Source organism: Bacteroides sp. AM10-21B (assembly GCF_003472565.1).
GTDB lineage: Bacteria > Bacteroidota > Bacteroidia > Bacteroidales > Bacteroidaceae > Bacteroides > Bacteroides propionicigenes.
Window position 1 is genome coordinate 432,074 of the sequence record NZ_QRME01000001.1, and the last position, 19,463, is coordinate 451,536.

Here is a 19,463-nt window from a genome sequence, read left to right on the forward strand (position 1 = left end):
CTCCTTGTCGCTGATTCCGCAAATATCAATGTACTTGTTCCACATTGAAAGGTCATTCAGATTGTTCAGGTCACTGAACACGCTGACCTTGCCAAACTTGGTGACACCCGTCAGCAAGGCAAACTTGATACAACCGTCCATGGTCTTCAGTACTCCGTAGAAAGGTTTCAGCGCATTGCGGTATTCCTTCTGCAACTCCTGATTGCCGATGGCCTGCAACATAGGTTTGTCGTATTCATCCACAAGGATTACAACACGCTGCCCCGTCTGTTCGCAAGCACGCTTAATGATTCCGGCAAAACGCAAGGAAAACGTACGTTCAGAAATTTCAGCCCCATAAAGTTTCTCCCATTCGGCAAGGTTCTTCTCCAGTATATTACCTAAACTTTCAGGTGTATCATACCTTTCGATATTCAAATCCAGATGCAATATGGGATATTGTATCCAGTCTTTCTCCAGCTTCTCAATAGCCAAACCGGTAAACAGTTCCTTCTTCCCTTGGAAATAAGCCTCGAGGGTAGATATGAGCAAACTCTTGCCGAAGCGGCGCGGACGGCTGAGGAAGTAGTAACGTCCCGTCTTCACCAACTGATAAACCAATGCGGTTTTATCAATGTAGAAATATCCGTCTTTGCGAAGACTCTCAAAGTTCTGAATACCGATAGGATAGATTTTGTTGCCCATATTCTTATGATTTACTATAACCTTTACGCACATTATAAAGCAAAGGTACAAAAAAACTGCATCAACCACCCTAAACAGCTATTAAAATTTCAGCCGCACAGAACAACCCGCAAAGCTGCCGGCGCATTGAAATAAATCTTAATCTTACGCAAGTGAGACAAAAAAACAGCTTCATTTCAAGATAAATACGTATATTTGCCCGCTAACATGGAGAAAGAGTACTTTAGCGTACTTTCGCAGGAAGAGCTGAAATAAACGCCCCGGAGTTATTAACAAAACAGGCGACTTTTCAACCGTTTTTGCAATCTTTCTCTTTTTTAGTAGGTGCTATTCGGAATTATCACTTATTTCGCTGCCAATAAACATTGAAATTATGGGAAAAATAATTGCTTTGGCAAATCAAAAAGGTGGTGTAGGAAAAACAACAACGACCATTAATCTTGCAGCTTCTCTCGCCACACTTGAAAAGAAAGTTCTTGTTGTAGACGCAGACCCTCAGGCAAACGCCTCATCCGGGTTGGGCGTAGACATCAAGCAGGCAGAATGTACTATCTATGAATGCATTATAGACCGTGCCAATGTGCGCGACGCTATCCACGACACAGAGATTGATACATTGAAGGTTATTTCCTCCCACATCAATCTGGTAGGTGCCGAAATAGAAATGCTCAACCTCAAAAACCGGGAAAAGATACTGAAAGAAGTGCTTGCCCCGCTAAAAGAAGAGTTTGATTATATCTTGATAGATTGCTCTCCGTCATTAGGGCTGATTACAATCAATGCGCTTACGGCCGCCGACTCGGTCATCATCCCCGTGCAGGCCGAATACTTTGCACTGGAAGGCATCAGCAAGCTGCTGAACACCATCAAAATCATCAAGTCCAAGCTGAACCCCGCACTCGAAATCGAAGGATTCCTGCTGACCATGTACGATTCGCGCCTGCGACAAGCCAACCAGATATACGATGAAGTAAAACGCCACTTCCAAGAACTGGTGTTCAGCACCGTTATCCAACGCAATGTAAAACTGAGCGAAGCGCCCAGCTACGGATTGCCCACCATCCTGTACGATGCAGACTCCACCGGAGCCAAAAACCACATCGCACTGGCAAAAGAATTAATCAGCCACAACGAGAAGTAAAACGCCCGTATGGCAAGAAAGCAAATAGTAAATCGTAAAACAGTAATAAATAGATGGCACAGAAAAGAAATGCATTAGGACGTGGGCTGGACGCCTTGCTCTCTATGGATGAGGTGCAGACCGAAGGTTCTTCCTCTATCAATGAAATAGAATTGTCGAAGATTGCCGTCAACCCCAATCAGCCCCGCCGCGAGTTCGACCAAACAGCGCTGCAGGAGCTTGCCGATTCTATTGCAGAGATTGGCATCATCCAGCCTATCACCCTGCGCAAGCTATCCGATGACGAATATCAGATTATTGCCGGCGAACGCCGCTTCCGCGCTTCACAAATAGCCGGACTGACGAGCATCCCCGCCTACATCCGTACTGCCGATGACGAGAATGTCATGGAAATGGCGCTCATCGAGAACATACAGCGAGAAGACCTGAACTCTGTGGAAATTGCGCTTGCCTACCAACACCTGTTGGAGCAATACGGACTGACCCAAGAACGCCTGAGCGAACGCATAGGCAAGAAACGTACCACCATCGCCAACTACCTGCGCCTGCTCAAATTGCCGGCTCCCATCCAGATGGGACTGCAAAACAAGCAGATAGATATGGGACACGCCCGCGCACTGATAACACTGGGCGACCCCAAACTGCAAGTGAAGATTTTTGAGGAAATACTCGAACAGGGCTATTCCGTCCGCAAAGTAGAGGAAATCGTAAAATCATTGAACGAGGGCGAAGCCGTGAAAAGCGGCGGCCGGAAGATTGCCCCCAAACGCGCCAAACTGCCTGAGGAATTCAATATGCTGAAGAAACAGCTTTCCGGTTTCTTCAGTACCAAAGTACAGCTGACCTGCTCTGAAAAAGGAAAAGGCAAAATCAGTATCCCGTTCAGTAACGAAGAAGAATTGGAACGTATCATCGGCATTCTTGATACGCTGAAAAATAAATGACGAAAAGAAGAAGAATATATCAAATCAGTATCGCCCTGCTGCTCTGCTTCATACAGACGGCAGGGATTGCTATGTATGGCCAGAACCGTCCGCGTGCTGCCTCAAAAAGAATACACAGGCAGCAGACGGACTCCCTCAACTCCGTACGACAAACCGTTACTTCGGCAGACAGCATCGCCACCGTCGACAGCATTGCAGCCGAGAATAAAAAGAAACTGTTGGAAATGACCTCTTCCCCTACTTTGAAAGAGCAGGAAGTACCGACCGACAGCCTCAAAAGAGAAATAAACCGGAAAGTATGGGTTCCCAACCCAACAAAAGCAACTTGGCTGGCGCTTGTGATTCCCGGCGGCGGACAAATCTATAACCGGAAATACTGGAAACTGCCTATATTTTACGGTGGTTTTGCCGGATGCGCTTATGCCCTGACGTGGAATGGCAAGATGTACAAAGACTACTCCAACGCATACAAGGACGCAATGAACGGCAATATGCAATCCAGCAGTATCACCGACTTGCTGCCACCCGGATATAGCATCTCCGAGACCCAGCTGAAGGAATTGTTGCGCAAACGAAAAGACACTTACCGCAGATACCGCGACTTAAGCATCTTTGCATTTATCGGGGTGTACCTGCTGTCCGTCATAGATGCTTACGTAGACGCCGAGTTGTCCAACTTCGACATCAGCCCCGACCTCAGCATGAAGGTAGAGCCGACCGTCATCAACAACCAAATGAGCAACTCGTCCAACCGCTCCGTTGGATTGCAGTGCAGCTTCCGCTTTTAAAAACAAATAAAACAGATTTATCCATGACAAATAAACCCACATACATGAAAAGAATAATCATAGGTTCCTCACTTCTGTTCAGCGTATTGCTTGCTGCTCCGCAGGCGTATGCCCAAGAGAGCGTAGACGTAATTATTCATGAAAACGGAACGGAACGCCGGGAAGTCATAGACCTGCCCAAGAGCATGACTTACCCCGTAGACAGCCTGCTAAATGACTGGAAGGCAAAAAACTACATCGATTTAGGAAAAGATTGCAGCACCTCTACCGTAAATCCGGAATTCAGCGACTCGATATACATCGATCGGCTCTCACGTATGCCGACCATCATGGAGATGCCGTACAATGAAATCGTACGCAAATTCATCGATATGTACACAGGACGCCTCCGCAACCAAGTAGCCTTCATGCTAAGCGCCTGTAATTTCTATATGCCTATCTTCGAAGAAGCGCTCGACACATACGGCCTGCCGCTGGAACTGAAATACCTGCCGATTATTGAATCGGCCCTCAATCCCTCAGCTATCTCCCGTGCAGGAGCTTCCGGTTTATGGCAGTTCATGCTGAACACAGGCAAGATATACGGTTTGGAGAGCAACAGCCTTGTAGACGAGCGCCGCGACCCGATAAAAGCAACGTGGGCCGCCGCACGCTACCTAAAAGATATGTACGCCATTTACCAAGACTGGAATTTGGTAATCGCCGCTTACAACTGCGGTCCCGGCACAATCAACAAAGCCATTCGTCGCGCAGGCGGCAAGACAGATTATTGGGAAATATACAATTATCTGCCCAAAGAAACACGGGGATATGTGCCCGCCTTTATAGCCGCCAACTACGTAATGACTTATTATTGCAAACACAACATCTGCCCGATGGAAACCAATATTCCGGATGCTACGGACACCATACAGGTGAACCGCAATTTGCACTTCGAGCAAATCACGGATATTTGCGGCATCAACATAGATGAAGTCAAGAGCCTGAATCCCCAATATAAAAAAAGTATTATTCCGGGAGACAGCAAACCTCAAACGCTCCGCCTGCCGATAAACTACATCAGTACTTTTATTGACAGCCAAGATACTATTTACGCCCACCGCAGCGCAGAACTGTTTAAGAACCGCAGAACGGTTTCCGTTGCAGACAATCGCAGCAAGGTACGCAGCAGCAAAGGAAAAAGCTCTTCACAAGGCAACGCAACCTACCACAAGATACGTAGCGGCGAAACTTTGTCGACCATCGCCCGCAAATATGGCGTCACCGTCAATCAGATAAAAAGCTGGAATGGATTGAGCAGCACAAAAATCAATGCAGGAAAGAGACTGAAGATTTACAAATAAATACATAAATGCTTGCCCGGTGTTGAAAATTGCTTATTTTTGCAAAAAGTGAAGAAGAAAGGAGAAACAGTATATGGAAGAGAGCGTAAGCCAGAAGGAGAAAGAGAAAGCCGAAGAAGAAATGATTGAACAGGCATTCCAAGAACTGTTGAACGACTATTTGGCAACCAAACACCGCAAGCGTATAGAAATTATAACCAAGGCATTCAATTTTGCCAACCAAGCGCATAAGGGAATCAAGCGTCGTTCGGGTGAACCTTACATCATGCACCCCATCGCCGTTGCAAAGATTGTCTGCAACGAGATAGGGCTTGGTTCCACTTCCATCTGTTCCGCCCTGCTGCATGACGTAGTGGAAGATACCGACTATACCGTTGAGGATATAGAAAACATCTTCGGCCCCAAGATTGCCCAGATTGTTGACGGGCTTACCAAAATATCAGGAGGTATCTTCGGCGACCGCGCCTCGGCACAGGCAGAAAACTTCAAGAAGTTGCTGCTTACCATGTCCGATGATATTCGCGTTATTCTTATCAAGATAGCCGACCGACTGCACAATATGCGTACCCTCGGATCCATGCTGCCCAACAAGCAGTTCAAAATAGCCGGCGAAACACTGTATATCTATGCGCCGCTTGCCAACCGGTTGGGCTTATACAAGATAAAGACAGAGTTGGAAAACCTGAGTTTCCGATACGAACATCCGGAAGAATACCACGAAATAGAGGAAAAACTTGCGGCAACAGCAGTAGAACGTGACAAGGTTTTCAAAGAATTTACCGCCCCGATACGTGCCCAACTGGACAAAATGGGGCTGAAATACCGTATTCTTGCCCGCATCAAATCCATTTACTCCATCTGGAACAAGATGCAGACAAAGCACGTGCCGTTTGAGGAAATCTACGACCTGCTTGCCGTACGCATCATCTTCGAGCCCCGCAACATGGAGGAAGAACTGAATGACTGCTTTGACATCTATGTATCCATATCCAAAATATACAAACCGCATCCCGACCGCCTGCGCGACTGGGTGAGCCATCCGAAAGCAAATGGTTACCAAGCCTTGCACGTCACCCTTATGGGCAACAACGGACAATGGATTGAAGTCCAGATTCGCAGTGAACGCATGAACGACGTTGCCGAGCAAGGCTTTGCCGCCCATTGGAAATACAAAGAAGGTGGCGGCAGCGAAGACGAAGGTGAATTGGACAAATGGCTGCGTACCATCAAAGAGATACTCGATGACCCCCAACCGGATGCCATTGATTTTTTGGACACCATCAAACTAAACCTTTTTGCTTCGGAAATATTTGTGTTCACCCCAAAAGGCGAAATCAAGACAATGCCGCAAAACTCTACGGCGCTGGATTTTGCGTTCTCCCTGCACACAGACATCGGCAGCCACTGCATCGGCGCCAAGGTGAATCACAAGCTCGTCCCCCTCAGCCATAAACTGCAGAGCGGCGACCAGGTGGAAATCCTGACATCCAAGTCGCAACGTGTGCAACCGGAATGGGAAGTGTATGCCACTACCGCCCGCGCCCGCGCCAAGATTGCCTCTATCCTGCGCAAGGAAGCAAAGGCTCACCAGAAAGAAGGCGAGGTTATCCTTGCCGACTTCTTCAAGAATGAGGATATCCGCATGAATGATGAAGCATTGGACAAACTCACCCGCCTGCATAATTTCCACACCCGCGACGAATTGTTCGTTGCCGTAGGCAGCCGGAAACTCGTATTGGGAGATGCGGACAGGAATGCGTTCAAAGAGAAACAAAGTACCAACTGGAAGAAATTCCTGACTTTCTCTTTCGGCAACAAAGACAACAAAGAAGCCAAGGAACAACCCGAAGAGAAAGCTCCGCAAGAAAAAATCAATACGAAGCAGATATTAAAGCTGACGGAAGAAACTATCCAGAAAAACTATATCATGGCGGACTGCTGCCATCCCATTCCCGGTGACGACGTACTGGGATACATAGACGAACAGAACCGGATAATTATCCACAAACGCCAGTGTCCCGTGGCGGCACGCCTCAAGAGCAGCTACGGCAATCGTATCATCGCCACCGAATGGGACACGCACAAGGAGCTTTCATTCCTCGTCACCATCTACCTGAAAGGCATTGACTGCATGGGATTACTGAACGAAGTGACGCAAGTTATCTCTCGCCAGCTGAACGTCAATATCCGCAAGCTGACCATTGAAACAACCGACGGTATTTTCGAAGGCAAGATTCAACTTTATGTACATGACGTGGATGATGTACGCAGCATCTGTAACAACTTAAAACTGATACAGAACATCAAGCAAGTGACAAGAATAGAAGGATGATTCTCACAGGCGCTCTTTTGCAAGGTTCTCCTTCAACGCCTCTACATCTTCGTAGGTAAAGGCGTCGAGTGATTCTTTCATTCCGATAAGTTCTTCACGAATACCCTTCAGCCGCTCTACGATTTCAAAATTCCGGAGAGTGGCTTCTTTATTGTCTTTCATGCGCTGGCGCGCGCCGGGCAATGTCATTCCGCGCTCCTTCACTAAGTGATAAATCAGCTTCACTGTTTCAATATCCTCCTTACGGTATTGGCGTATCCCCCGCCCCCCTTTCTTGGGGTTGAGTTGCGGAAATTCTTTCTCCCAGAAACGAAGCAAGGATTCGTTGACATCAAACATCTTCGCAACCTCGCTAATGGAGTAATACAGTTTCAGTTCTTTATCGGTATTCAGCATGGCGGCACTATCAATTAGTCGTTATACAATCCATTAATCGAGCACTTTACCATGATTGGCCGCAATCTGTATCATACGGTCGTAATCTTCGGCGCTCAAATCCATAAAATAATAGTTTACAGGATTCACCACCTGTCCCTTTACATGTACCTCATAATGCAAATGAGGACCCGTACTTTTGCCGGTGCTGCCTACTTCGCCGATAACCTCACCCCGCACTACCCGCTTGCCAAGCTGCGTACGGAAACCCTGCAGATGGGCATACCAAGTCTGATAACCGAAACCGTGGTCTATGATAATGGTATTGCCGTAACCGGTTTCCCATCCCATCTTCACCACCTTACCATCGCCTGTGGCATATACTTCCGTTCCCGGATGGGCCGAGAAGTCCATTCCTGCATGAAACTTGGTAGTTCCGTAAATAGGGTCGATGCGTGTTCCGTAACCGGAAGCAGTCTTACGTAAATCCTTATTTGATATAGGCTGGATGGCAGGGATGCAACGCAACATTTCATCATGGTTCTTACACATCTCCACCACATCATCGAACGAACGGGATTGAATATAGAGCTGTTTCGTAAGCATATCCATCTTCTGCGTAGTGTTTACCACCAAGTCAGAATTAGCCATATCCATCAGATGTTCATAACGGTTTGTACCGCCATATCCCGCTTTACGGATAGCCGACGGAATCGGGTCGGCCTGAAATATTACGCGATACAGATTGTCGTCACGTTGCTGTACATCCTGCAATACCCCCATAGCCTCGTCCATTCTTCGCGAAAGGACATTATACTGCGCTTTAAGTTGGCTGTTTTCTTTCCGCAGTTCCTTCTCGGACGGTGAACCGAAAATCAGCAATAGCAGGATAAAACTGCCGGCTCCCAAGCCCATGCCGAAAAACAACCGACGCAAGATGCTCAACGCCCGTTGCCGAACGGTAGGATAAATCCGGTCATAAGTCTGTGTCCGTGGATTATAAATGTAGTAAACTTTGCGCATTGAGAGTAAATAATTCATTATCAATGCCACAAAAATACGAAAAACAAGCTATCTTTGCACAGTTTTTTCAAGAATTATAAGATTTACTATAAAATAAGAAGTATGTTGACTGCAAATGAAATCAGAGACTCATTCAAGAGTTTCTTCGAAAGTAAAGGTCACCAAATTGTGCCTTCGGCTCCGATGGTGATTAAAGATGACCCCACGTTGATGTTTACCAACGCAGGGATGAACCAGTTTAAAGATATCATTTTGGGTAACCACCCGGCGAAATATAAGAGAGTAGCGGACTCACAGAAGTGCCTTCGCGTCAGCGGAAAGCACAATGACTTGGAAGAAGTGGGTCACGATACCTATCATCACACTATGTTCGAGATGTTGGGCAACTGGTCGTTTGGCGACTACTTCAAGAAAGAAGCCATCTCTTGGGCATGGGAATACTTGGTAGACGTGCTGAAGCTTGACCCGAAAGACCTCTACGCAACCGTATTCGAAGGCAGCCCCGAAGAAGGTTTGGAACGTGATAATGAAGCCGCTTCCTACTGGGAACAATTCTTGCCGAAAGACCATATCCTCAACGGAAACAAGCATGATAACTTTTGGGAAATGGGCGATACAGGCCCTTGCGGCCCGTGTTCGGAAATCCACGTGGATTCACGCTCGGAAGAAGAAAAAGCCAAAGTGCCCGGTTCGCAATTGGTAAACAAAGACCACCCGCAAGTTATCGAAATCTGGAACCTCGTATTCATGCAGTTCAACCGCAAGGCGGACGGCAGCCTTGAAGGACTTCCCGCCAAGGTAATTGATACCGGCATGGGCTTTGAACGTCTGGTACGTACACTGCAAGGAAAGACTTCCAACTATGACACCGACGTTTTCCAACCGATATTGAAAGCTATCGGCAATATGGCAGGAACCACATACGGCAAAAACGAACAACAGGACATCGCCATGCGCGTAATTGCCGACCACATCCGTACGATTGCCTTCTCCATCACCGACGGCCAGCTGCCGAGTAATGCCAAGGCAGGTTACGTAATCCGCCGCATTCTTCGCCGCGCAGTGCGCTACGGTTATACATTCCTCGGACAGAAACAGGCTTTCATGTACAAGCTACTGCCTGTATTGATTGAGAATATGGGCGGTGCATATCCCGAACTGAATGCACAGAAAGAACTGATTGCCAAAGTGATTAAAGAAGAAGAGGATTCCTTCCTTCGCACATTGGAGACAGGCATACGTTTGCTGGATAAGACTATGGCAGATACCAAAGCCGCCGGTAAGACCGAAATCAGCGGTAAAGACGCCTTTACGCTTTATGATACTTTCGGTTTCCCCCTCGACCTTACGGAACTTATTCTCCGCGAGAACGGCATGACAGCCGACATCAAAGAATTCGATGCCGAAATGCAGCAGCAAAAACAGCGTGCACGTAATGCCGCCGCTGTAGAAACCGGAGACTGGATTACTCTGCAAGAAGGCGCTACCGAGTTCGTAGGTTACGACTATACAGAGTACGAAACATCCATTCTGCGCTACCGGCAGATAAAGCAGAAGAACCAGACCCTATACCAGATTGTTCTGGATAAGACTCCGTTCTACGCCGAAAGCGGTGGTCAGGTAGGTGATACCGGTGTGTTGGTTAACGAATTCGAGACAATTGAAGTTATTGATACAAAGAAAGAAAACAACCTTCCTATCCATATCACCAAAAAGTTGCCCGAACATCCGGAAGCTCCGCTTATGGCTTGTGTAGACACAGACAAACGCGCCGCCTGTGCCGCCAACCACTCTGCCACCCACTTGCTGGATGCCGCATTGCGCGAAGTATTGGGCGACCACGTTGAACAGAAAGGCTCTTTGGTTAGTCCGGAATCCTTACGTTTCGACTTCTCTCACTTCCAAAAAGTAACAGATGAAGAAATCCGTCAGGTAGAGCACATCGTAAATGCCAAGATACGCGCCAATATTCCTCTGAAGGAATACCGCAACATTCCTATCGAAGAAGCCAAAGAATTGGGCGCTATCGCCTTATTCGGCGAGAAGTACGGCGACCACGTACGTGTTATCCAGTTCGGTTCTTCCATTGAATTCTGCGGTGGTACACACGTAGCCGCCACCGGAAATATCGGAATGATAAAGATCGTATCCGAAAGTTCCGTTGCTGCCGGTGTCCGTCGCATCGAAGCCTATACCGGAGCCCGCGTAGAAGAAATGCTCGATACATTCCAAGATACAATGCGCGATTTGAAAGCGCTCTTCAACAATGCTCCCGACTTGTCCGGTGCAATCCGCAAATACATCGAAGAAAATGCAGGTTTGAAGAAACAGGTGGAAGACTTCATGAAAGAAAAAGAAGCACAGCTGAAAGAGAAACTTTTGCAGAACATCCAAGAAATAAACGGTGTGAAAGTTATCAAGTTCTGTGCAGCCATGATACCCGCCGACACGGTTAAGAACATCGCTTTCCAACTACGCGGAGAAATCACGGAAAATCTCTTCTTCGTTGCGGGAACCGTATTTGAAGGCAAACCGATGCTGACAGTAATGCTAAGCGACAATCTTGTAGCCGGCGGTCTGAAAGCCGGTAATCTCGTGAAAGAGGCCGCCAAACTGATACAAGGCGGTGGCGGTGGTCAACCTCACTTCGCAACTGCCGGCGGCAAGAACCCAGACGGGCTGAATGCTGCGGTGGATAAAGTGTTGGAACTGGCAAATATCTAAACAACCACTTCAACCACTATAATAAGAACTCCGTTTCGGCTTTGCTTGCTGAAACGGAGTTTCTTTATTCATTCAATCTGTTCTTTTGGATAATTCACCAAATACAACGTTCCCGTAGCACGGGTAAAGGCCGTATACAGCCATCGGAAATAATCGGGTGTCAGATACTCGTCCGTCATATATCCCTGGTCAAGGAAAACATTCTTCCACTGCCCGCCCTGCGCTTTATGGCAAGTCACGGCATAGGCATATTTCACTTGCAAGGCATTGTAGTACGGGTCTGCCTTCATCTTCTTCATCCGGTCACGCTTCACTGTTACATCCGCATAATCTTCAAGGACTGTATAAAACAACCGGTCATTATCCGCTTTCGGCAATGCGGGGGCATCGCTATGCAAAGTATCGAGCAAGAGATTCACTTCCAACTCAAAATCATTATAATCCGGAAATGACAAGGTTACATCAGCAAAACGGAAGCCATACAACTCGCGAGTACGGCGCACCCGACGCACTACGGCCGTTTCACCATTGGCAATAAAGTCCGGAACTTGCGCCACCGCTTCCTTCTTCTCCCCGTTTCGCAGCATATCCGCCTGAAGTTGTTCCGTCCAGAAATAATTATTTTTCGCAACCATCAGCAAGTCTCCCGTGTTCAGTTCATCCTCCCTCCAAAGAATTTGGGCACGGATGCCGTTATTGTAAATATTTGCCCGTTTGTTGGAACGGCATATCACAATTGTTTCGTCCTCCCCGTCATGGTCGTAGCACGTTTCAAGCATATCAATCAACTCATTGCCCGGCAGCACTTTAATATCCGCAAAGCCCGTCACCTTTATTTTCGGTAATGTCTCATACACAGCTTCGGCTATCAGTTGCCGCAAACGAGTAGCATTCCACAATATTCCCGACTGTTGCTCCTGACGGACAACTTGTGTCAGATCCACTTCCTGCACCTCCAGTCCGTACCCTTTCAACGCATCGGCAAAAAGAGCCGGACTTTGTTCTTCCCCCACCGGCGGAAGCTGTGCCGTATCACCCATCAGCAAAAGACGGCATCCCATACCGGAATAGACAAACTGCACCAAATCGTCCAACAAACGTCCCGTGCCGAATGATGCTCCCGATAATCCCTCATTGGAAATCATCGATGCTTCATCCACGATATACAAAGTATGAGTTGTCAAATTATCGTTCACAGAGAAGTTACTTGTCTCGTTAGAAAAAGATTGCTGTCTATAGATTTTTTTATGAATTGTAAACGCCGGATGTCCTGCGTAAGCGAAAAAAACTTTTGCCGCCCGCCCCGTTGGAGCCAACAATATCACCCTTTGTTGCAACTTGTCCAGTGTTTTAACCAAAGCGCCAACCAACGACGTCTTACCCGTTCCGGCATAACCACGAAGCAGAAAAGCCTCCTCGTTACGGGGCGACAGAAGGAACTCAGACAAAGATTTTATTGCAATTTCCTGCTCCGAAGTTGGTTGGTAAGGAAAATTTTCCTTAATTTGCCTTTCTAAATAGTTATTTATCATTTTTGTAATAGAAAAAAGTAACGGGAACTGTCGTTTTTAAATTTATTTCTTTTATTTTTGCGGTGCGAATATAACAACTAAAAAACATATTTATCATGAAAACAGTATTTAATATCGTTTTAGGCTTATGTGCTCTGGTCTTAGTTTATATCTGCTATGCCAGTATCATGGGTCCTATAAACTTTGAAAAAGCCAAGAAGCACAGAGACGCAGCAGTCATTGCACGTCTGATTGACATTCGTAAAGCACAGTTGGAATATCGCGGTTTGCACGACCAGCAATACACAGCCAGCTTCGATACGTTGATTGAGTTCGTAAAGAACCAAAAGCTTCCGTTCATCTTCAAACAAGGCGAATTGGATGACAAGCAGTTGGAAGACGGTTTGACAGAAAAGAAAGCTATCAACATCATCAATAAAGCCAAGAAAACCGGTAACTACTCAGAAGTTAAAAAATGGGGCTTGGAAAACTTCAAACGTGATACTATGTGGGTAGCTGTATTGGATACTATCTTCCCGAAAGGTTTCAATGCAGATTCTATGAGATACGTTCCTTTCGGAAATGGTGCACAATTTGAAATGGCAATCCGCAACGATACCGCTAAATCCGGCGCTCCTTTCTGTCTGCTCGAAGTTAAGACTCCGTACGATGTATATTTGAATGGTCTGGACAAGCAGGAAATTGCTAACTTGAAAGACCTTCAGACTAAGTTGGGCAAATACTCCGGCTTGATGATTGGTAGCTTGGAAACAGCTAACAACAACGCCGGTAACTGGGAATAATCCACCGACACACGTATGATAGAAACGACTGATTTTAGTAAATCGGAACAATATACCTTATCCATCCGTCTTAGTACGGATGGATTTTCTTTTTCTATATTCAATCCCCTCGGTGACGGTGAACTTGCTTTCTACGAACGCGAGGTAGACGCTTCCTTGTCTCTTACCGCCAACCTAAAACAGGCTTTCCGGGAAGTGGAGTGGCTGAACCGCTCATTCCGCCGTGTCAACATACTCATGGCAAACAAACGGTTTACGTTCATTCCTCTGGAGTTTTTCGAAGACGAGCAGATAGAAACTGTATTCTATCATAACCACCCCCAACAAGACAATGAACTGGTACAATACAATATATTGCATAAAAACAATATAGTTGTACTGTTCGGTATGGACAAAAGCGCCTGCTCCCTTTTACGCGAGCAATATCCAGACATCCGTTTCTACTCACAGGCAAGTCCGTTTATAGAGTTCTTTGCTACCAAAAGCCGTTTGGGCAACTGCCGAAAAATGTATGTACACCTGCGGAAAGAAGCTATAGACATCTATGCTTACGAACGAGGCCGGCTAACTTTTGCCAATGTCTTTGCCTGCAAGGAAACCGGCGACCGTATCTACTACATTCTCTATATCTGGAAACAACTTGGTATGGAGCAGGAACGCGACGAACTTCATCTCACCGGTGAATTGTCCGACAAGGAACAACTGCTGCCCGAACTGAGAAAATTCATCCGACAGGTATTCATCATGAACCCTGCCGCTAATCTTGACCTACAAGCCATTAACTTATGCGAGTAATCAGCGGAATATACAAAAGAAGACGCTTTGACGTGCCTCATACATTCAAGGCACGCCCCACTACAGATTTTGCCAAAGAAAACCTGTTTAATGTATTATCCAATTATATAGACTTTGAAGAAGGTGTACGTGCCCTCGACCTATTTGCCGGTACAGGCAGTATCAGTATTGAACTTGTATCCAGAGGTTGTGAACAGGTTGTCAGCATAGAGAAAGACCGCGACCATTACGCTTTTATCTGCAAAGTGATGCAAGAGCTGAAAACCGATAAATGTCTGCCTGTCCGCGGTGATGTATTCAAATATATACGGGGAGGCCGCGAACAGTTCGACTTCATCTTTGCCGATCCACCTTACGAACTAAAAGGACTTGAAACCCTGCCCGACCTGATTTTTGAGAATAACCTTTTAAAAGAAGACGGCCTGTTTGTTTTGGAACACGGAAAAACAAACAATTTTGAAGACCACCCTCATTTTGTAGAAAGAAGAGTATACGGCAGCGTAAACTTCTCACTGTTTAGTTGAAACTTTCAACTACAAAAGCGGTGCCAACAAGCGTACCACGCTTTCCGCAGCTTTACGATACCAAGGACGTTTCGCCCAATTCTTTGAGAATACTTGCACGCATTCCCTTTGATCCTGCAAGAATATTTCACGCATTTGAAGGGCTGTTTCCGTATCATATATAAATGCGTTCACCTCAAAATTATGCTCAAAACTGCGGAAATCCACATTGGTAGAGCCCACTGTAGACAACTCATCATCCGACACCATTAATTTGGAGTGCAGGAAACCTTTCTTATAAAAATAAACTTTCACTCCCGCCCTCAACGCTTCTGCCAAATATGAACAAGAACCTAAATGCGTCAATCTGTTATCTGCACGATAAGGGAGCATCAAGCGCACATCCACTCCTGCCAAAGCCGCCGTCTGCATAGCGACGGCAACGGCTTCCGTCGGCAGGAAATAAGGTGTCTGAATATAGAAATACTTCCGTGCTCCGGTTATTGCCATGACGAGCCCCTGCATAATTTCTTTCCAAGGCCCTATAGGTTCACTTGTTACAATCTGCGCCAATGAAGTGCCGCAGTTATCCACCTTCGGGAAGTAGCGGGCAGAAGTAATCAGCGTGCGGTCTACAAAATACCAATCGAGCAGAAAGGCTGTCTGCAAACCATGTACAGCCTTGCCTTCCAATAAAAGATGCGTATCACGCCAGATTCCCCAAGAAAAACCGCGCATATAACGCTCTGCCAAATTCATCCCGCCGACAAACCCGATACGACCGTCAATAATCACAATCTTGCGATGGTTACGATAGTTTACCTTGCTGGTAAACAAAGGAAAACGTACCTTCAAGAAGCTTCGCACGTCCACTCCTGCCTCACGCATCTGTTCATAAAACCGGTTGGGAACGTGCCAACACCCCACGTCATCATAAATAACGCGCACCTCCACCCCCTGCTTTGCCTTATCTATCAGCACATCACGCACCATACGCCCGATAGCATCATCCTCAAAGATATAGAATTCCATGTGGATGTGCTTCTCAGCCCTCTGCAACTCGCGCAGCAAAGCCTGAAGCATGGAAAGCCCACGCGTATAGACCTCCACACGATTCCCATCAAACGGAAAAGCCTGATTGGTATTTTGGAACAAGGAGATAAGACGGCTGTAATTCATCGGAAGCATACACGAATCCTGAGCGAGATATTCAGCCATCGGTTTTTTCAACAGACGGTTGTAACTCTTCTTCCCTATGACACGTACACGCCGCTGACTACGACCGAAAAAGAAGTAAAGCACAAGGCCCACTAACGGTAAAAACATCAGTATCAGTATCCACGCCATCGTCTTTACCGGGTTACGGTTATCAAGAATAATAACCGTAATTGTTCCGATAATCGCACCAAAATAGATTATATCGAATGCTACTGTGGCTATGAGGCCGGCTATAAAGTTCCAATCAAGCATACATTTGTCATAAAGGGTAAAACAAATGTATAAAAAACAAAAGAACTTTTACGACCTATTACATTGATTAACATTAGAATGGACGGTGTCCTCCACTAAAGCCGCCCCGATGCCCACCGGGGCCGGGACCGCCAAAGCCCCTTCTGCCTTGCATACTTTCGCGCGCAGACTTATTTCCGAATATATTCAGACGGTAAATAAAGTGTAGCATACAATAGCTGTTGACACCATTGTAAGAAGATACCGAACGGGCATCCGCCGTCAGCGAACGACTGATATTGCTCTGTTGTTTTAGAATATCATACATCTCAAAACTTACGGTAGCTGCACCTTTCAGAAAAGATTGCGAAAGTTGGGCATTCCAAATCAATTCGTTACGGTTCATGCTGCTATCCGTATAGCCGCGACGGCTTTGATTGGTGATATTGGTAGAAAGCGTCATCTTCCAAGGCATCGTTATATTAGTCAAAGCGCCGTAAGAAAAAGTATAAGGTTCCTGATTATTCTCCGGACGCAGTTTGCTACGTTCGGCAGTATAAGAGATAGAGCCGTTCAACCCGAATTCAAACCATTCATTACGATAAGCACCGTTCAACCGCTCACTCAGCGTAAGTCCGGTAGTAGTATTCTTGTCATCCACCTTGGTATCGTTATTATACAAGAAAGCTACATTATTATTATAACTGATATTGGAAAAGGAATTAATTGTAAACTTCTTATTCTTCAATGCCGTATTGAATCCGAACATACCGAAAGCATTCCAGTTACCGTTGATATTCTTTGGAATAGTAGTTCGTCCACCCGTCTGCTCATTATATATGGTGCTGTTGCTGATACTGTTCTGTGTAGTCGAGAAATTGACATGTGCCATCATGCCGCGCTGCAGCTCCGCATTATACGTATTATAGAAAAAACGCATATTATGTGTGAATGAAGGCTTCAAGCCCGGGTTCCCCACCCGGATATTCAATGGGTTTGAATTATCAACAATAGGTAGCAAATTCTCCATACTTGGCTGGCTGCTACGTCCGCGATACATAAAACGCAATTGGCTCACTTTGGAGAAGCGGTAGCGGAAGTCAATATTCGGAGCAAAGTTGAACACATTGCGCGTTGTATCAATCATGTAATCACCACGTTTATAAGACAGTATAGAATGCTGGGGTTGGAAAGACATTCCCGCACTCAACTGATACTTCTCACGAATGAAGCGTAACGATACAGAAGCATCGTGATTATAATACCGATACTCCGCATACTTACCTAAACTATCCACCGGATGTGCCTCATATCCGGAAGGCAAAGGCCCGTTGATGTCCCAGTCCGGAAAACTCAGCATATCGAAAGTAGTCTTGTCACTCTCGCTATATTTATGTTGGAATTGATAACTGAATTGCAAGAAAGTAGCTCTGGCAATCGGCTCACTGTAAGTCAGCTGAACACTGTAATTGTAATTATAAGTGGGAGTCGTAACATATTGATTGCGATACAAAACAGAATCTCCTCCCAATGCATTCAGAATCTGGTAATAACGGGTTTCCGACTGTGTATATTGGTCATTATCATTATCACCGTAACCAAAGCGCCCGCGGAAAGTGATGTTACGCCCTCTGTCGTTCAGCTTTCTGTTCAATTGCAAAGTGGCCGCCGTAGAAATGCTCTTGCTCTTACTCAAAGAAGCGCTGTTTGTAGCATTGACACGAATATCTTTCAAAGGATCATCCTCCAACTGGTCAAAATTAAGAAAGTCGTTCGGGTTGGCAACCAAGTTGTACGGGTCGGTATTGAATGTGCCCGACTCTGAAGCAGATGCATTATCAGTCTTACCATAAGAGAAATTCGGACGGAAAATAATATTCGTCATAGAATCCGGCTTCCACTCCAGACGGAAGTCCGCATTAAAGTTAACATTCTTGTTCTTATTGACAGAATTGGAGTTGGAATATGAATTCCCGTTTTGCAGGAAACGCTCAGACGAATTGGTACTGATAATGTCCGAACCTCTGTAATTATATCGTGCACTACCGCCAATCTCCAATTTGGATGACTCTGTGGCAAAGTTTGCACCTAATGTTTTTGTAGCCACCAAACCGTTGTTCCTGCGCCAGCGCGGACCGCCGCCACCACCGGAGAATCCTTGGTCGTTCACATTATTTGCCGAACCGATTAAAGAGAACTGTGTTTTATCCACAAAATGATTCACCATCATACGTGCCATGTAGCGGTCTTCCGTACCATAAGCCACGTCCGCATTGCCAAACCAACCCCTGTTCATACCTTTCTTCACTGTGAGGTCGAGTACTGTTTCTTCTTCACCATCGTCTATACCGGTGATACGGGCCAGGTCCGACTTTTTGTCGTAGGTTTTCAGTTTATCAATCATATCGACAGGCAGATTCTTCAAGCCGGTTTTCACATCACCGCCGAAAAACTCCTTTCCATCCACCATGATTTTCTTCAACTCCTTGCCGTTAATCTTCACATTACCGTCATCATCAATCTCCGCACCGGGAAGTTTTTTCACCAGTTCTTCCAGCATCGCACCTTCCGGCGTACGGTAAGCGGTGGAGTTGTACATTAATGTATCTTCCACCACCTGCACTTGCGGCGCTTCAGCGGTCACTACAGCCTCAGCGAGCATAATGGCATCCGTTTCGAGTGTCAGTGTACCGACATTCTTATTGAGCACGTTAGCATAAAGATGCAGAGGGATAAACTTATTCTTAAAACCAATGTAGGAAACTTTCAATACATACTTTCCGGCACTCACTTTCGGTAAGGTGAAATAGCCTTTGCCGGTAGTGGCAACACCGGCAGCATAGGCGCTGTCCGGCAATGACAACAATTGGATAGTAGCTTGTACCGCGGGTTCATTCGTATCCTCAACCACGCGGCCGGATACAGTAATATTTTTTGTTTGTGAGAAAGCGGACAATGCAGTTGCCAGCAACAACATCGTTCCGGTGATAAATCTTTTCATGCCCTGTCTTCTAAATGATCAACAATGTTTATTTGTAACTGCTTCAT

Annotated in this window: 15 protein-coding genes; 9 read left to right on the forward strand and 6 right to left on the reverse strand. The window is 46.2% G+C overall.

Annotated elements, in window-relative coordinates; all coding sequences use genetic code 11:
- Positions 1-684 (reverse strand): AAA family ATPase (locus DW121_RS15785; RefSeq protein WP_233555759.1); only part of this gene is annotated, 684 nt, incomplete at its 3' end.
- Between the two features lie 373 nt (positions 685-1,057).
- On the opposite strand from DW121_RS15785, the gene DW121_RS01625 reads away from it, so the two are divergent.
- The 5 genes from DW121_RS01625 (at position 1,058) to DW121_RS01645 (ending at position 7,232) form a co-directional block, all read left to right on the forward strand.
- Positions 1,058-1,825 (forward strand): ParA family protein, encoded by a 768-nt coding sequence (locus tag DW121_RS01625; RefSeq protein ID WP_004289088.1) that lies wholly within the window; start codon positions 1,058-1,060, stop codon positions 1,823-1,825.
- A 53-nt stretch (positions 1,826-1,878) separates the two neighbouring features.
- A complete protein-coding gene (locus DW121_RS01630) occupies positions 1,879-2,769 on the forward strand; it encodes a ParB/RepB/Spo0J family partition protein (protein ID WP_117711036.1) in 891 nt (296 codons plus the stop codon).
- Positions 2,766-3,557: a DUF5683 domain-containing protein gene (locus tag DW121_RS01635; RefSeq protein ID WP_117711035.1), complete on the forward strand. Its 792-nt coding sequence runs from the start codon at positions 2,766-2,768 to the stop codon at positions 3,555-3,557. Before DW121_RS01630 ends, DW121_RS01635 begins: the two co-directional genes overlap by 4 nt.
- 44 nt (positions 3,558-3,601) lie before the next feature.
- Complete coding sequence (locus DW121_RS01640) at positions 3,602-4,900, forward strand: lytic transglycosylase domain-containing protein (protein WP_187119992.1); 1,299 nt, start codon at positions 3,602-3,604, stop codon at positions 4,898-4,900.
- A 73-nt stretch (positions 4,901-4,973) separates the two neighbouring features.
- The gene (locus tag DW121_RS01645; protein ID WP_117711033.1) at positions 4,974-7,232 is read left to right on the forward strand and encodes a RelA/SpoT family protein; all 2,259 of its coding nucleotides are present in this window, start codon (positions 4,974-4,976) and stop codon (positions 7,230-7,232) included.
- 3 nt (positions 7,233-7,235) lie between these two features.
- On the opposite strand, the gene DW121_RS01650 is transcribed toward DW121_RS01645, so the two are convergent.
- Together DW121_RS01650 and DW121_RS01655 are read right to left on the reverse strand one after the other, a co-directional pair.
- Entirely contained in the window at positions 7,236-7,628 is a 393-nt protein-coding gene (locus tag DW121_RS01650; RefSeq protein ID WP_117711032.1) for a MerR family transcriptional regulator, read from the reverse strand.
- Between the two features lie 33 nt (positions 7,629-7,661).
- On the reverse strand, positions 7,662-8,630 hold the full coding sequence (locus DW121_RS01655) for a M23 family metallopeptidase (RefSeq protein WP_117711031.1): 969 nt from the start codon (positions 8,628-8,630) through the stop codon (positions 7,662-7,664).
- Positions 8,631-8,732: 102 nt separating this feature from the next.
- Between DW121_RS01655 and alaS the strand changes: the two genes are divergently transcribed.
- Positions 8,733-11,354: an alanine--tRNA ligase gene (alaS, locus tag DW121_RS01660; RefSeq protein WP_117711030.1), complete on the forward strand. Its 2,622-nt coding sequence runs from the start codon at positions 8,733-8,735 to the stop codon at positions 11,352-11,354.
- A 68-nt stretch (positions 11,355-11,422) separates the two neighbouring features.
- Here the strand turns inward: alaS and DW121_RS01665 are convergent, their stop codons facing one another.
- A complete protein-coding gene (locus DW121_RS01665) occupies positions 11,423-12,886 on the reverse strand; it encodes an ATP-dependent RecD-like DNA helicase (protein ID WP_118322895.1) in 1,464 nt (487 codons plus the stop codon).
- A gap of 95 nt (positions 12,887-12,981) precedes the next feature.
- Here DW121_RS01665 and DW121_RS01670 point away from each other — a divergent pair, with 95 nt between their 5' ends.
- From DW121_RS01670 to rsmD, 3 genes are read left to right on the forward strand one after another with little or no spacing between them, the layout of a single operon-like run.
- The gene (locus tag DW121_RS01670; protein ID WP_117711028.1) at positions 12,982-13,668 is read left to right on the forward strand and encodes a hypothetical protein; all 687 of its coding nucleotides are present in this window, start codon (positions 12,982-12,984) and stop codon (positions 13,666-13,668) included.
- A gap of 15 nt (positions 13,669-13,683) precedes the next feature.
- Positions 13,684-14,463, forward strand: a complete 780-nt coding sequence (locus DW121_RS01675; RefSeq protein WP_118322896.1) for a DUF3822 family protein — start codon at positions 13,684-13,686, stop codon at positions 14,461-14,463.
- Complete coding sequence (gene rsmD / locus DW121_RS01680) at positions 14,454-14,987, forward strand: 16S rRNA (guanine(966)-N(2))-methyltransferase RsmD (protein WP_117711026.1); 534 nt, start codon at positions 14,454-14,456, stop codon at positions 14,985-14,987. The genes DW121_RS01675 and rsmD overlap by 10 nt, the downstream gene beginning before the upstream one ends.
- A gap of 9 nt (positions 14,988-14,996) precedes the next feature.
- Here rsmD and cls read toward each other — a convergent pair whose 3' ends face one another.
- Both cls and DW121_RS01690 read right to left on the reverse strand, forming a co-directional pair.
- On the reverse strand, positions 14,997-16,436 hold the full coding sequence (cls, locus tag DW121_RS01685; protein WP_117711025.1) for a cardiolipin synthase: 1,440 nt from the start codon (positions 16,434-16,436) through the stop codon (positions 14,997-14,999).
- A gap of 73 nt (positions 16,437-16,509) precedes the next feature.
- On the reverse strand, positions 16,510-19,416 hold the full coding sequence (locus DW121_RS01690) for a TonB-dependent receptor (protein WP_118322897.1): 2,907 nt from the start codon (positions 19,414-19,416) through the stop codon (positions 16,510-16,512).
- Positions 19,417-19,463: the final 47 nt, after the last annotated feature.

Coding starts and splice junctions, on each gene's coding strand:
- DW121_RS01635 (WP_117711035.1), top strand. CDS start 2,766: ATGACGAAAAGAAGAAGAATATATCAAATCAGTATCGCCCTGCTGCTC.
- DW121_RS01640 (WP_187119992.1), top strand. CDS start 3,602: ATGAAAAGAATAATCATAGGTTCCTCACTTCTGTTCAGCGTATTGCTT.
- DW121_RS01675 (WP_118322896.1), top strand. CDS start 13,684: ATGATAGAAACGACTGATTTTAGTAAATCGGAACAATATACCTTATCC.
- DW121_RS01630 (WP_117711036.1), top strand. CDS start 1,879: ATGGCACAGAAAAGAAATGCATTAGGACGTGGGCTGGACGCCTTGCTC.
- alaS (WP_117711030.1), top strand. CDS start 8,733: ATGTTGACTGCAAATGAAATCAGAGACTCATTCAAGAGTTTCTTCGAA.
- DW121_RS01665 (WP_118322895.1), bottom strand. CDS start 12,886: ATGATAAATAACTATTTAGAAAGGCAAATTAAGGAAAATTTTCCTTAC.
- DW121_RS01690 (WP_118322897.1), bottom strand. CDS start 19,416: ATGAAAAGATTTATCACCGGAACGATGTTGTTGCTGGCAACTGCATTG.
- cls (WP_117711025.1), bottom strand. CDS start 16,436: ATGCTTGATTGGAACTTTATAGCCGGCCTCATAGCCACAGTAGCATTC.
- DW121_RS01650 (WP_117711032.1), bottom strand. CDS start 7,628: ATGCTGAATACCGATAAAGAACTGAAACTGTATTACTCCATTAGCGAG.
- DW121_RS01670 (WP_117711028.1), top strand. CDS start 12,982: ATGAAAACAGTATTTAATATCGTTTTAGGCTTATGTGCTCTGGTCTTA.
- DW121_RS01655 (WP_117711031.1), bottom strand. CDS start 8,630: ATGCGCAAAGTTTACTACATTTATAATCCACGGACACAGACTTATGAC.
- DW121_RS01645 (WP_117711033.1), top strand. CDS start 4,974: ATGGAAGAGAGCGTAAGCCAGAAGGAGAAAGAGAAAGCCGAAGAAGAA.
- rsmD (WP_117711026.1), top strand. CDS start 14,454: ATGCGAGTAATCAGCGGAATATACAAAAGAAGACGCTTTGACGTGCCT.
- DW121_RS01625 (WP_004289088.1), top strand. CDS start 1,058: ATGGGAAAAATAATTGCTTTGGCAAATCAAAAAGGTGGTGTAGGAAAA.